This window comes from Jiangella rhizosphaerae (genome assembly GCF_003579925.1).
Classification (GTDB): Bacteria; Actinomycetota; Actinomycetes; order Jiangellales; family Jiangellaceae; genus Jiangella; species Jiangella rhizosphaerae.
Window position 1 is genome coordinate 1 of the sequence record NZ_QUAL01000406.1, and the last position, 13160, is coordinate 13160.

General features: G+C 73.8%; 15 protein-coding genes. 7 read left to right on the plus strand and 8 right to left on the minus strand.

All coding sequences use genetic code 11. The annotated features are described in order from the left end of the window. Positions 1 to 196 precede the first annotated feature (196 nt). On the minus strand, positions 197 to 1075 hold the full coding sequence (locus DY240_RS27295) for a LysR family transcriptional regulator (protein ID WP_119662818.1): 879 nt from the start codon (positions 1073 to 1075) through the stop codon (positions 197 to 199). 109 nt (positions 1076 to 1184) lie between these two features. Between DY240_RS27295 and DY240_RS27300 the strand changes: the two genes are divergently transcribed. Beyond that, positions 1185 to 2039: an aldo/keto reductase gene (locus DY240_RS27300; RefSeq protein WP_119662819.1), complete on the plus strand. Its 855-nt coding sequence runs from the start codon at positions 1185 to 1187 to the stop codon at positions 2037 to 2039. A 5-nt stretch (positions 2040 to 2044) separates the two neighbouring features. Here DY240_RS27300 and DY240_RS27305 read toward each other — a convergent pair whose 3' ends face one another. After that, positions 2045 to 2416 (minus strand): STAS domain-containing protein, encoded by a 372-nt coding sequence (locus DY240_RS27305; protein WP_158603021.1) that lies wholly within the window; start codon positions 2414 to 2416, stop codon positions 2045 to 2047. A gap of 382 nt (positions 2417 to 2798) precedes the next feature. Then, on the minus strand, positions 2799 to 3116 hold the full coding sequence (cutA, locus tag DY240_RS27310) for a divalent-cation tolerance protein CutA (RefSeq protein ID WP_119662821.1): 318 nt from the start codon (positions 3114 to 3116) through the stop codon (positions 2799 to 2801). Between the two features lie 76 nt (positions 3117 to 3192). Here cutA and DY240_RS27315 point away from each other — a divergent pair, with 76 nt between their 5' ends. From DY240_RS27315 to DY240_RS27325, 3 genes are all read left to right on the plus strand, one after another. Further along, positions 3193 to 3876 (plus strand): PadR family transcriptional regulator, encoded by a 684-nt coding sequence (locus DY240_RS27315; RefSeq protein ID WP_199702595.1) that lies wholly within the window; start codon positions 3193 to 3195, stop codon positions 3874 to 3876. A gap of 168 nt (positions 3877 to 4044) precedes the next feature. Next, complete coding sequence (locus DY240_RS27320; RefSeq protein WP_119662822.1) at positions 4045 to 5031, plus strand: ATP-binding cassette domain-containing protein; 987 nt, start codon at positions 4045 to 4047, stop codon at positions 5029 to 5031. Then, on the plus strand, positions 5028 to 5855 hold the full coding sequence (locus DY240_RS27325) for an ABC transporter permease (protein WP_199702597.1): 828 nt from the start codon (positions 5028 to 5030) through the stop codon (positions 5853 to 5855). The genes DY240_RS27320 and DY240_RS27325 overlap by 4 nt, the downstream gene beginning before the upstream one ends. A gap of 37 nt (positions 5856 to 5892) precedes the next feature. Here the strand turns inward: DY240_RS27325 and DY240_RS27330 are convergent, their stop codons facing one another. The 4 genes from DY240_RS27330 to DY240_RS27345 form a co-directional block, all read right to left on the minus strand. Beyond that, entirely contained in the window at positions 5893 to 6888 is a 996-nt protein-coding gene (locus tag DY240_RS27330; RefSeq protein WP_119662823.1) for an NAD-dependent epimerase/dehydratase family protein, read from the minus strand. 10 nt (positions 6889 to 6898) lie between these two features. Continuing rightward, entirely contained in the window at positions 6899 to 7420 is a 522-nt protein-coding gene (locus DY240_RS27335; protein ID WP_119662824.1) for a hypothetical protein, read from the minus strand. Between the two features lie 440 nt (positions 7421 to 7860). Next, on the minus strand, positions 7861 to 8697 hold the full coding sequence (locus DY240_RS33805) for a hypothetical protein (protein ID WP_158603022.1): 837 nt from the start codon (positions 8695 to 8697) through the stop codon (positions 7861 to 7863). 43 nt (positions 8698 to 8740) lie between these two features. Further along, the gene (locus tag DY240_RS27345; protein WP_119662825.1) at positions 8741 to 9298 is read right to left on the minus strand and encodes an RNA polymerase sigma factor; all 558 of its coding nucleotides are present in this window, start codon (positions 9296 to 9298) and stop codon (positions 8741 to 8743) included. Positions 9299 to 9390: 92 nt separating this feature from the next. Between DY240_RS27345 and DY240_RS27350 the strand changes: the two genes are divergently transcribed. Then, complete coding sequence (locus DY240_RS27350) at positions 9391 to 9789, plus strand: YjbQ family protein (protein WP_119662826.1); 399 nt, start codon at positions 9391 to 9393, stop codon at positions 9787 to 9789. Here DY240_RS27350 and DY240_RS27355 read toward each other — a convergent pair. Then, on the minus strand, positions 9782 to 10747 hold the full coding sequence (locus DY240_RS27355) for a glycosyltransferase (protein ID WP_119662827.1): 966 nt from the start codon (positions 10745 to 10747) through the stop codon (positions 9782 to 9784). The two genes, DY240_RS27350 and DY240_RS27355, sit on opposite strands and share 8 nt — an antisense overlap. A 126-nt stretch (positions 10748 to 10873) precedes the next feature. Between DY240_RS27355 and DY240_RS27360 the strand changes: the two genes are divergently transcribed. Then, complete coding sequence (locus DY240_RS27360) at positions 10874 to 12514, plus strand: carbamoyltransferase family protein (RefSeq protein WP_119662828.1); 1641 nt, start codon at positions 10874 to 10876, stop codon at positions 12512 to 12514. Further along, a partial coding sequence (locus DY240_RS27365; protein ID WP_119662829.1) for a glycosyltransferase family 2 protein occupies positions 12514 to 13160 on the plus strand: 647 nt, incomplete at its 3' end. The genes DY240_RS27360 and DY240_RS27365, both read left to right, overlap by 1 nt.

The following is a 13160-nucleotide window of genomic DNA, read 5'->3' on the forward strand; positions in this document are numbered from 1 at the left end:
CTCGACGACGCCACAGCGCACTCGGCGGCCTCCCACCGATCAGCCGCCTGCCACCAACGTGATGGCCGGGTACACCTAGGACGCGAACGCGTCGAGTCGACCGTTCACCCACCGTCCACGTCGATCATGGAGAAATCGGGGTTCCCACCGCTACGGAACCCCGATTTCTCCGTGATCAACGGGATCTGGCGCGCTCCTACGGCACGCCCAGCAAGTCCAGCAGCCGGTCGACGGCCACCCCACGGCGCTGGGCCGCAGGCAGCGCGACGGAGACCGCCCAGCACGGCAGCGCGTCCTCGATCGTCAGGACGTCCAGCACCTCGGCGGCCCGCTTGCGGCTGACGTGTTCCGGCACCAGCGCGACACCGAGCCCGTGCCCGACGAGGTCGAGCAGGGTGTGGACGTCGTTGACCTCCATCGTCACCCGGCGCTCCAGCCCGGCCGCGGCGAACGCGGCGTCGGCGAGCTGCCGGGCGCCCCACTCCTCCTGGAAGTCGACGAACGCCGTGCCGTGCAGCCGGCTGAGCTCGATGCGGCCGCTGCCGGCCAGCGGGTGATCGGGCGGGCACAGGACGACCATGCCCTCGGTGTTCAGCGGAATGAGGTCGACGCCATCGGGCGGCGGCGCGACCACCGGGACGAAGGCGACGTCCAGGACGCCGGCCCGGACGTCGTCGAGCAGCCGGGCCGACCCCGCCTGGTCGAGCCGCACCTCGACGCCGGCGTGCGCCGCCCGGAACCGGGCCAGCAGGCCGGGCACGTCGACCGCACCCAGGCACTGCTCGGCGCCGATGCGCACCGTCCCGCGCAGCAGCCCGTTGACCGCGGCCACCGCCTCACGGGCCGCCTCGACCGACGCCAGTGCCCGCCGCGACTCGGCCAGCAGCGCCCGGCCGGCCTCGGTGAGGCTGACCTGCCGGGTGTTCCGGTGGAACAGCGCCGCGCCGAGCTCGCGCTCCAGCGTCCGGATCGATGCCGACAGCCCGGACTGGCTGATGATCAGCCGCTGCGCCGCCCGGGTGAAGTGCCCCTCCTCGGCGACGGCGACGAAATGCTCCAAGTGCCGCAGTTCCACGATTGAGAATCGTAGCTTCTGAATTCGTTCCGGTTCTCCTGTTGGACACGCCATGGACGCCTCGCCAAGACTGGAACCACTCACCACCCGAACTCGGAGGTCACTTCCCATGCAGTTCCGCCGCATCGGCGACGTCCAGGTCAGCGCCATCGGGCTGGGCGGCATGCCCATGTCCATCGAGGGCCGGCCTGACGAGGCGCGTTCGATCGCCACGATCCACGCGGCGCTCGACGCGGGTGTCACGTTCATCGACACCGCCGACGCCTACCACCTCTACGCCGACGAGGTGGGCCACAACGAGACGCTCATCGCCAAGGCGCTGGCCGCGTACGGCGGCGACACGTCCGGCGTGCTCGTCGCCACGAAGGGCGGTCACCTGCGCCCTGGCGACGGGTCGTGGACCAGGAACGGCTCGCCCGACTACCTCAAGCGCGCCTGCGAGGCGTCGCTGAAGCGCCTCGGGGTCGACGCGATCGGCCTCTACCAGTTCCATCGGCCCGACCCGAGCGTCCCGTACGAGGAGTCCGTCGGCGCCCTGCGCGACATGCTCGACGAGGGCAAGATCCGGATGGCCGGCGTCTCCAACGCGAACCCGGAGCAGATCGAGCTGGCCAACGAGGTTCTGGGCGGCCGCCTGGTGTCGGTGCAGAACCAGTTCTCGCCACGGTTCCGCAGCAGCGAGCCCGAGCTGGAGCTGTGTGACCGCCTCGGCATCGCGTTCCTGCCGTGGAGCCCGCTCGGCGGCATCTCCCGCGCCGGCGAGCTGGGCGACGTCCACGAACCGTTCGCCCGCGTGGCCGCCGCTCACGGCGTCAGCCCGCAGCAGGTGTGCCTCGCGTGGATGCTGGCCAAGAGCGAGCACGTGATCCCGATCCCGGGGTCGAGCCGGCCCGAGACGATCCGCGACTCCGCCGCCGCCGTCGACCTGGTGCTCACGCCGGAGGAGCTGGCCGCGCTCGACTGAGCGGCTCAGGCCAGCTGCGCGAGCCCCGCCTGCCGCTCGGACATGGACGCCTCGAGAGCGTCGCCGATCTCGCTGTAGCAGCGCGGGGCCGGTCCGGCGGCCGCCCGCTCCAGCTGGGCCCGCACGTCGTGGTCGCGGGTGACGACGCAGACGCCGCCGCCGCGGGCCCGGATGCGCTGGTGCAGGCCGACCAGCGCCGTCGCCGCGGACGGGTCGACGGAGCCGGCTCGGCCCAGGTCGACCACGACGTGACGGCTGTCGGCGGCGTTGGCGGCCCACCGGATCTCGTCGGCCAGGTCGGCGTCGAGATCGCCGGGGACGGTCAGGATCGTGCAGCCACCGAAGTCGCGGGTCTGCACGGCGACGTCGTTGCTCACGGACGCTTCACCACCATCGGTTCGGGAGGCCTGGGCTCCACCCCGAGTCCTGCCAGGCCTCCAGTGGTCGGCACCCGGTGAGGGGAGCGTTCGCCCCACCAGGTACCGATATCATCCGACGCCTACCTTTACTGAGCGTCGTATGCACTGTCAAGGTCTCTCTCGATCATCGCGCGGAGGTCACTCTGACACGCCGGGCGCCCGGAATCAAGATCCTTTGCGTCGTCAACCGATCGTGCCGCCGCCCGATGCAACCGAGCGCCGCGGCCGGGCGTCATCACGTACGGCGGGCCACGGAGCTCGTCACGGGGGTGCCCGCGCCGTCGCGGCGCAGTGGGGTGGCCGGGCCCGCGTTCCGAACGCGGGCCCGGACCCCGGGCGGTCAGCCGGTCTCGGCGCTCACCCAGGCGAGATAGGCGTCGCTGCCGCCGGCGATCGGCGTCACCACGACCTCCGGCACGTCGTACGGATGCACCTGGCTCAGGTGCGCCACCACCGCCTCGGCCCGGGCCGCCGTCGTCTTGATCTCCACGCGCCACTCGGGCTCCGTCCGGACCGCCCCTTCCCAGCGGTAGACGCTGGTGATCGGGACGATCTGCGCGCACGCACCGAGCCGGGCCGCCACGACGCCGGCCGCGAGCTCGCGCGCCGCCGCCTCGCCGTCCACCGTCGTCGTGACGATCACGTGGTCGCTCGCCATACCCACGCAGCCTAGTTGACAGCCCTACCTCGAAGGCGAATACTCGAAGTCGAGTATTCGAGACAGAGGAGGCGTCGTGGCCGCCACCCGCCCGTCCAATCCGCTCGCGCTGGCCGTGCTCGTCCTGCTGTGGGAGCGACCCATGCACCCGTACGAGATGTCGAGCACCCTGCGCGAGCGGCGCAAGGAGGACAGCATCAAGCTCAACTACGGCTCGCTGTACTCCGTCGTCGAGTCGCTGCGGAAGCGCGGGCTGATCGAGGCGGCCGAGACGGTGCGCGAGGGCCGGCGGCCGGAGCGGACCGTCTACGCCATCACCGACATCGGCGCGCAGGTCATGGTCGACTGGCTGGTCGAGCTGCTGAGCACTCCGAAGAAGGAGTTCACCCAGTTCGAGGCGGCGCTCTCGCTGGCGGGGGCGCTGCCGCCGGAGCAGGTCACCGAGCTGCTGGGCCAGCGGCTGCGCAACCTGCGCTTCCACCAGAAGGCCGTCGAGGCGGTGTTCGAGGAGGCGAGGACGGTCAAGCTGCCGCGGCTGTTCATGATCGAGGCGGAGTTCTCCGCCGCCCTGCTCACGGCCGAGATCGCGTTCGTCGAGCAGCTACTAGGCGAGCTGCGCGCCGGGAGCCTCGGCGGGTTCGCCCTGTGGCAGCGCATGCACGAACTGCGCCGGGCCGGCGTGCCGCCGGAGGAGATCGACGCGAAGCTCGACGCCGAGTTCGCCGACGAGCTCGCCTTCGCCCGCGACGAGAGCACGTGACGACCACGGCTCCCGGCCACGGTGCTGCAACACCGCGGCCGGGAGCCGATCGGAAACCAGGAGCCGGAACCAGCACGCGGCTCGCCCCGACCCCACGGTCCTGCACCACCAAGGATACGGGCGACGCGCACGGCACCGGTTCCTTCCCACCGGAAGGAGAACCGCACCATGCAGCACGCCATCGAGGCCGAGGGTCTGGTCAAGACCTACGGCAAGGGACCGAAGGCCGTCCGGGCGCTGTCCGGCGTCGGCTTCGCGGTTCCCAGCGGCACGGTGTTCGGCATGCTCGGGCCGAACGGGGCCGGCAAGTCCACCACCACCAAGATCCTCACCACGCTGTCCACGCCGGACAGCGGCACGGCCGTCGTCGCCGGGCTGGACGTCGCGAAGCAGCCCGGCGCCGTCCGGCACGCGATCGGCTACGTGCCGCAGAAGCCGTGCTTCGACCCGACCGCCACCGGGCGCGAGAACCTCACCCTGCAGGGCCACGTCTACGGGATGCCGGGTTCGGACATCCGCAGCCGTGGCACCCACTTGCTGGAGCGGTTCGGGCTGGCCGACGCCGCGGACCGGATCACCAAGACGTGGTCCGGCGGCATGCAGCGCAAGCTCGACGTCGCGCTGGCGCTCATGCACCGGCCGCGGGTGCTGTTCCTCGACGAGCCCACCACCGGCCTGGACCCGGAGGCGCGCGCGGACATGTGGGCGGAGATCTCCGGGGTCACGCAGGCCGACGGCGTCACGGTCCTGCTCACCACCCACTACCTGGAGGAGGCCGACCAGCTGGCCGACCGGCTGGTCATCATCGACCGCGGCCAGGTCGTGGCCGAGGGCACGCCGGAGGAGCTGAAGGGGGGCCTCGACGGCGACGCCGTCCAGGTCGAGCTGGCCGACCCGGGCCAGCAGGAGGCGGCCCGCCGCGCCGTCGCCGCCGTCCGCGGGGTCGGCGAGATCACCGCCGACGGCGCCCGGCTGCATGCCCGCGTCGGCAACGGCGCGGCGACGCTGCCCGGCCTGCTCGCGGCGTTGGACGGCGCCGGCGTCCCGCTCGCCTCGGTGACCGTCGCCCGGCCGTCGCTCGACGACGTGTACCTGCGCCACGCGGGCCGGTCCTTCCACAGCGCCGACCGCGCCGGGACGGAGGTCGCGGCATGAGCGCGACCATGACCTCTGCCGCCCCGGCCGGCACCGCCGGCGGGCAGCGCGGCCCGGCGCTGCGCCACGCGGTGTACCTGACCGGGCGTTCGTTGCGGATCCTCCGCCGCGAGCCGGTGTACCTGGCGTTCACGCTGATCCAGCCGATGGTGTGGCTGCTGCTGTTCGGCGCGCTGTTCGAGCGGGTCGCCGACCTGCCCGGCTTCGGCGACACGTCCTACCTCGAGTACCTCACCCCCGGAGTCGTCGTCATGACGGCGATGATGTCGGCCGGGTGGGCGGGCAGCCAGTTCATCGACGACATGCAGCGCGGCGTCATGGACCGCAACCTCACCTCGCCCGTGAGCCGCGGCGCGCTGATCACCGGCGCACTCGCCTATCAGGCGGTCGTCACGGTGGTGCAGTCGCTGATCGTGTTCGGGGTCGGCCTGCTGGCGGGCGCCCGGTACGACGGCGGCCTGGCCGGCGTGCTGGTGGTGCTGCTCTGCGCCGTGCTCCTGGCGGTGATCTTCGCGGCGCTGTCCTGCGCGGTGGCGCTGACGCTGCGGTCGCAGGAGTCGCTCATCGGGGTGTCGCAGTTCCTGACGCTGCCGCTGGCGTTCCTGTCGACGGTGATGATGGCGCCGGCGCTGCTGCCCGGCTGGGTCGGCACCGTCGCGCGCGTCAACCCGGTCGACTGGGCGGCCCGGGCCAGCCGCGAGGCGCTGCTCGGCAACCCGGACTGGTCCGCGGTCCTCGGGCGTGCGGGCCTGCTGGCCGCGCTCACGCTCGTCATGGCCTGGCTGGCGACCCGGGCGTTCCGCGCCTACCAGCGCTCGGTCTGACCCCGTCCGCGCCGCTCGCACCCCGCATCGTCGCTCGTCAGCGGCCGGGGTGCAGTGGCGCTGTCGGCGCGCCCGCCGTGTCGGCCATGCCCGTCAGCGCCTCCCGCAGCGCCTGATGGCCGGTGCGGACGGGCCGCCAGCCCAGCTCGCGCCGGGCCCGGCCGCTGTCCAGCGTCGGCAGGCCGAGCAGCAGCCGCAGCAGCTGGTCGTCGGACGGGATGAGCCGCAGCCGCCAGGCGCCGGCCGTCGCCAGCACGGCCGCGGTGTCCGGGACGGTCACGACCCGGGTCCGCAGCACCTCGCCCAGCCCGCCGGCGTCGATGACGTCGTCGGTGGCGACGTTGAAGGCGCCCCGGGCGTCCCCCGTCACGACCCGCCGCACCACGTCGGCCAGGTCGTCGGCGTGCACCGCCTGGAACCGCAGGCTCCGCGGCACGGTGATCACCGGGAGCCGGCCCGGCCGCACCAGCGTGCGCGGCAGCAGCGGGCCGGCGAAGATGCGGGCCTGCTCGCCGGCGGCGGGCCGCTGGAAGACGAAGCACGGCCGCAGCCGGACGACCCGCAGGTCCGGATGCCGCAGCTCGAACGCGTCGAGGTACCGCTCGAGGTAGGACTTCTCGCGGCCGTACGCCGCGGTCGGCCGCGCGTGCGTCGGCCAGTCCTCGTCGACGTGCCGTCCCGGACCGGCGGAGTACGCACCCACCGATGACACGTGGACGAGCGTCCGCACCCCGGCCCGGACCGCCGCCTCGAACGTCGCGATGCCCCCGCGGACGTTGACCTCCCACGTCCGCAGCGGATCATGGGTGGGTTGGAACGCCCAGGCCAGGTGCACGAGCACGTCGCACCCGGCGAGCGTCGGAGCCAGGTCGGAGTAGGCGATGTCGGCCGTCGCGAACGTCGTGCGCGCGGGCAGCCCGGGCGGCCGCCGCCGCGCGATGGCCACGATGCCGGTGACCTCGGGCTCGGCCACGAGTGCGGGAACGATGCCGGTCCCGAGATTGCCGGTCGCGCCGGTCACCGCCACTCGCATGGGATGCTCCTCAGGTCGCCGCGCCGAACACCCGGGCCGCCGCCCGGACCCGGAGCGTCTCGACCAGCGCCGCCTGCCCGGTCGCCCGCTCGATGAGGCGGTCCATCCGCCCGACATCGGGCCGCCCGCGCGCCGCGCCGACCGCGCGCAGCGTCCGCCAGCCGCTGGCCTTGCCCTCGATCCCGAGCCGCAGCATCTCCAGCTCGACGACGGCGCTCAGCGGCGAGCGGGTGAGCAGGTGGCCGTTGAACTTCAGCCGGCCGGCCAACTCCGCGGCCGCGGCGGTGTACAGCTTGTAGCGGCGGATCGGCACGTCCAGCTCGTCCATGATCGCGACCAGCTCCTCGCGGTCCGCGGCGATCTCCTCGGCCAGGCCGCCCAACGGCCCGCCCAGCGGCGTTCCCCGCATGCTCCGCGCGAGCCGGCGCACCAGCTGGACGCCGGCGGTGGCGCCGGCCAGATGGTCGTTGAGGTAGATCGCGAGCAGTTGCGGTTCGGGACGGATGGTCTGCTCGGCTGCGGACTCGGACACCGCGCCTCCTCCGGAATCGGCGACGTGCGTCCGTTACCCGGTCCGGCGGGCGCCATTCGGCCGCGGTCCGCCGACCCTCGTCCGCGACACGAGGCGCTGCGACCCGATCCGCGGGTCGGTCACCGGTGGTTCGCCGCGTGTTTGCGGCGTTGGCCCCTTTACGGTGTGGCGTTGGTGTCGTTCAGCGTCCACCTGGTGAGATTTCACCGGGATTCCGGGGCCATCACCAGGGGTTCTCCCGCATCACTAGGCATGCAGGCCTGGTACAGCACGAGAACGCCTGGTGATGTAGGCGATCCTTGATGATCATCGCTGTCCACAGCAGCAACGCCACAAAGCGAGGCGGACGGAAGTAGAAGGTTGCGACCCCGGCCTCCGCAGCGAACCGGGGCCGCAACCTGCACCCGACGTCGCGGTGGTACGTCGGGCGTTCTGGGGCCCTAACGGTCTGGACCGTGCGGGCGATCTCCGGAGTTGCCGTTTCCGGCATTGCCGGCTCCGTTGCCGGACTCCTGACCCGGCGCCTCCGGCCGGCCGGGAGGGGTCTCGCGCTGGCCGGGAGGGGTCTCGGCCTGGCCCGGAGCGTCCTCGGAGTTGCCGGGCTCCTCGGGCTGGCCGGGAGGGGTCTCCGGCCGGATCGGCGGCGTCTCCGGGACGCCCGGCGTCTCGGGCTTCCCGGGAGGGGTCTCCGGCTTGCCCGGCGGCGTCTCCGGCTTGTCCGGGTTGCCCGGCGTCTCGGGCTTTCCGGGAGGAGTCTCCGGCTTACCGGGCGGCGTCACCGGCGAGCCGGGGTCATCGGGCCGGCCCGAGTCGTCGGGCTCGGCGGTCGCACCGTCGACGTGCGAGGGGGCGTCGCGGACGTCGTCGCGGTCGACGTCGGGCTCGTCGCGCTGGAAGCTGATCGGCGTCACGGACTCGATGAACGATTCCATGCGCGCCTGCGCCCCACCGGGCAGCGCCCCCGCGGCGGTGGCGGCGGTGAGGCCCGTGAACACCACCACCGCGCCGGTGACGACGCGCGCCCGCGGGCTGACGCCGGCCAGCCAGGACCGCAGCCGATGGCCGGACGGCACCGGGGTGAGCGGAGCGGGCTCGATGCCGCTGAAGTCGCCGCTGGCCATCCGCCGCGCCAGCTCGTCCGACGGCCGCACGGGCTGCCGCGCGGCCGCGCGGATCTGCCCGATGGCACCGGCCAGCGGTGCGAGTCCGGGCGTGACCGGACGGCCGGCCAGCAGAGCCTCGACGGCGTCCTCGTCGAGTAGGTGCAGCGGAAGCATCTCGTTCCTGTGATCGTCGCGGCTTGTACCCAGGGGTACGGGGTCACTCGATTTTTTTCCGCAGCGCGGCCAAGCCGCGCCGTTGCAGCGCCTTCACCGCACCCACCGAGCGGCCGACGGCGCGGGCGACCTGCTCGACGGTGAGGTCGCCGACGATGCGCAGCAGCAGCACCTCGCGCTGCTCCGCCGAGAGCGTCGCGCACAGCTCGTACACGCGGCGCAGCCCCAGCGCGTCCAGCGCCTCCGTCTCGGCGTCGCCGCCCAGCCCGTCGAGCATGGAGGGGTCGTCGGTGGGCTCGGCGGGACGGCGCGCGGCGCGGCGCCGCTCGTCGATGAGCCGGCGGTGCGCGATGGTGAAGACCCACGAGCGGAACTGCGGCTCCGTCCCCTCGAACGAGGACAGCCCGGCGAACACGCCGAGGAACACCTCGCTGGTCAGGTCGTCGGGCTCGGCGGCGCCCTGCAGACGGAGATAGCCGGTGACCACCGGCGCGAGGTCGGCGTACAGGCGCTCGAACGCCCATGGCGCGCCCGCGCGCGCCGCGTCGAGCACGACCTCGAAGTCTTCGCCGATGATCGTCCGCCTCCTGTCGGCGCCCACCGCACCGTCTGATCACCTCGCTGGCCAGAAGGGTACGGGCAGACGTCGGCCTTCCGGAACGCGAACGTACGGGCACCGGCCAGAATGGAGCGATGGACAGCCGTCTCATCGACCTGCGGACCGGCACCGACCTGGTGACCGACGTGACCCGCGACGTCCTCGACTTCTGCCGCGGCCGGGGCGACGGCCTTTGCCAGCTCTTCGTGCCGCACGCCACGGCCGGGCTGGCGCTGATCGAGACCGGCTCCGGCACGGAGCCCGATCTCGCCGACGCCGTCGACCGCCTGCTGCCGCGCGAGGACGTCTACCGCCACCGCCACGGCAGCCTCGGCCACGGCCGCGACCACGTGTTACCAGCCTTCATCGCGCCGTCGCTGACACTGCCGGTGCTGGGCGGCGAGCCGGCGCTGGGGACCTGGCAGAGCGTGGTCGTCGTCGACTCCAACGTCGACAACCGCGACCGGAAGCTGCGGCTGTCGTTCCTCAGCTGACGGCGCCGGCCAGGACGGCGTCCCAGTCGTCGAGAAAGCGCTTGAGCCCGTAGCGCCACAGCGCGGCGTCCCGCGCGGCCGCGCCGGCCGCCCGCGCCGCCTCGGCATCGCGCAGGTACAGTGCGACCGCGCCGGCCAGGTCGGACGGCCGGACGGAGACCAGGCCCGCGGCCGGCGGCACGGCGAACGGGGCCTCGGTGCAGCCGAGCACCACCACGGGCATGCCCAGGTGCATCGCCTCCAGCAGCGACAGCCCGAGCGACGTCCAGCGGTGCAGGTGGACGTAGACGCGACGCCGGGCCAGCTCGGCGTGCATGCGGTCCTGCGTCAGGTCGGGGTGGGTGCGCAGCCGGCCGGCCGGTGCCGGCAGTGCGTCGTGCAGCCGGTCGACCGCCATCCCGAACACGTCCACCGGCGCGACGTCCAGCAGTCCCGGCAGCAGGTCGGTGCCGACCGCGCGGCCACGGCGGACCGGCTCGTTGACGACCACGCCGGCCGCCTCGAGGTCGCCGGTGTACTGCCGGCCGGGGTCGACGATGCCATGCTCGATCACCGTCGCCGGCGCGGCGCCGGAGTCCCAGACGAGCGCGTTGAAGTGCGTCACGTGCACGATCGGGACGGCGCTCTGCTCGGCCAGCGGGTGCCGCGTCGTCACCGCGCCGCCGCCGGGCGTGTTGTGCTCCAGGTAGACGGCGGGCACGTCGGCGCCGGGGCGGCGGCCGAGCCACTGCTCCGCCAGCGTCAGCTCGTGCGGCCGCTGCAGGATCACGACGTCGACGTCGTGGTCGCGCAGGGCCTCGGGCGCGACCTCCACGGCGTTGGGCGGCCACAGGTAGGTGCCGGCCCGGCCGCGCCCGTCGGGACCGCGGTCCGGAAGCACCGGGACGAGATAGTCGTGGCCGCCTTGGACCAGCGATGTCGTATAGGCGCCGTGCACGTGCCAGAGCAGAACCCGCATGGCACCGCAGTGCCCAGCGTTACTCGATCCATGCGCCGAAGAAACGCTCCGAAGTGAAGCGTTTCCCGGCGGCACAACGGGGCACTGGAGGCGAGTACCGCAATCGCCGCGGAAGGGCCATGTCCGATGAAGGTGCTCGGCATCAACGCGATATTCCACGATCCCGCCGCCGCCCTCGTGATCGACGGTGAGATCGTCGCGGCCGCCGAGGAGGAGCGGTTCAGCCGGCGCAAACACGGCAAGCGGCCGGTCCCGTTCTCGGCGTGGGAGCTGCCCGAGCAGTCCGCGCGCTGGTGCCTGGAGCACGCCGGCCTCGAGCCGGCCGACCTCGACGCCGTCGGGTACTCCTTCGACCCGGCACTGGCGCGGCCGGCGGCGGAGCAGGGCCTGCACGACCCCTGGGACCACCTGCGGCTGACCTACGCCGAGGCTGCCCCCCGCTTCATCGCGACGGCGCTGCCCGGGCTGCATCGCGACCGCGTCGACTACGTCGCGCACCACGTGGCGCACGGCGCCTCGGCCGGGCTGGCCGCGCCGTTCGCCGGCTGCGACGTGCTGGTGCTGGACGGCCGCGGCGAGTCCGCCAGCCACCTGGCCGGCCGCTACGACGAGTCCGGCGTGCTCAAGACGCTGGTCACGCAGGAGCTGCCGCACTCGATCGGTCTGCTCTACGAGGACGTCACCGAGTACCTCGGGTTCCTGCGCAGCAGCGACGAGTACAAGGTGATGGCGCTGGCGGCGTACGGGCGGCCCCGCTACCTCGACGCCGTCCGCGAGGCCGTCTACGCCGTCCCCGACGGCGGCTTCCGGACCGAGCCGGTGGACTGGGCCGTCTACGCACCCGCCCGCCGCGCCGGCCAGGACTGGACCGAGGAGCACGCCGACCTCGCCGCCAGCGTGCAACGCCGGCTGGAGGAGGTGCTGGTGGAGCTGGCCTCCTGGCTGCGGGCGCAGACCGGCGGCACCCGGCTCGCCATGGCCGGCGGGGTGGCGCTGAATTGCGTTGCCAACACCGTCGTCGCCCGCGAGGCCGGGTACGACGAGCTCTGGGTGCAGCCCGCCGCCGGTGACGCCGGGACGGCGCTCGGCGCGGCCCTGCACCTGGCCCGCGCCCTGGGCGACTCCGTCCGGCCGATGCCCGGGGCCGACCTCGGCCGTGCCTGGAGCGACGACGAGCTCGAGGCGGTGCTGCGCTCCGCCCGGCTGCCCTACGAGCGGCCGGCCGACGTCGCCGAGACAGTTGCCGAGGCGCTGGCCGCCGACGGCATCGTCGCCTGGTTCCAGGGCCGCTCCGAGTACGGGCCGCGGGCGCTCGGTCACCGGTCGCTGCTGGCCCATCCCGGGCGCGCGGCGAACCTGGACCGGCTCAACGCCGTCAAGGGCCGCGAGCGGTTCCGGCCGGTCGCCCCGATGGTGCTGGCCGAGCGGGCCGCCGAGGTCTTCTCCCGCGGCCCGGTCCCGTCGCCGTACATGCTGTTCACCCATGACGTCGCCCCCGCCTGGCGCGACCGCGTCCCGGCGGCCGTCCACGTCGACGGCACCGCCCGCATCCAGACGGTCGAGCGCGCGACCGAACCGCTGGTCGCCCGCCTGCTCGACGCGTTCGAGCGGCGCACCGGGCTGCCCGTCGTCATCAACACCAGCCTCAACACCGCAGGCCGGCCCATGGTCGACAGCCCGCGGGACGCGCTGGAGTGCTTCGGCTCCGCGCCGGTCGACCTGCTGGCGCTCGGCCCGTTCGTCGTCCGCCGCCCGGAGGTCCGCTGATGCCCGGGCTGCCCACGACCGTCGTGGTGCCGACCATCGGCCGGCCCAGTCTCGACGCGCTGCTGCGCTCGCTGCGCGACTCCGACGGGCCGCGGCCGGCCGAGGTGATCGTCGTCGACGACTCCGGGACGCGGGCCGGGCCGGCGGCCGCCCGCAACCGGGGCTGGCGGCGGGCCCGCACTCCGTGGGTGAGCTTCCTCGACGACGACGTCATCGTCGAGCGCGACTGGCTGGCCCGGCTGGCCGAGGATCTCGCCGCCGCGGGCGACGACGTCGCCGGCAGCCAGGGCCGGGTGACGGTGCCGCTGCCGGCCGGGCGCCGCCCGACGGACTGGGAGCGCGGCACCGCGGGGCTGCGGACCGCGCGGTGGATCACCGCGGACATGACCTACCGGCGCTCGGCACTGGCCGAGGCCGGCGGCTTCGACGAGCGCTTCCCCCGCGCCTACCGGGAGGACTCCGACCTCGCGCTGCGGGTGCAGGACGCCGGCGGCCGGCTGGTCCGGGGCCGGCGCGGCATCGTCCACCCGGTCCGGCCGGCCGGCTTCTGGGCCAGCGTCCGCGCCCAGGCCGGCAACGCCGACGACGTGCTGATGCGCCGCCTGCACGGGCCGGACTGGCGCGAGCGGGCCGGGGCCGGACCCGG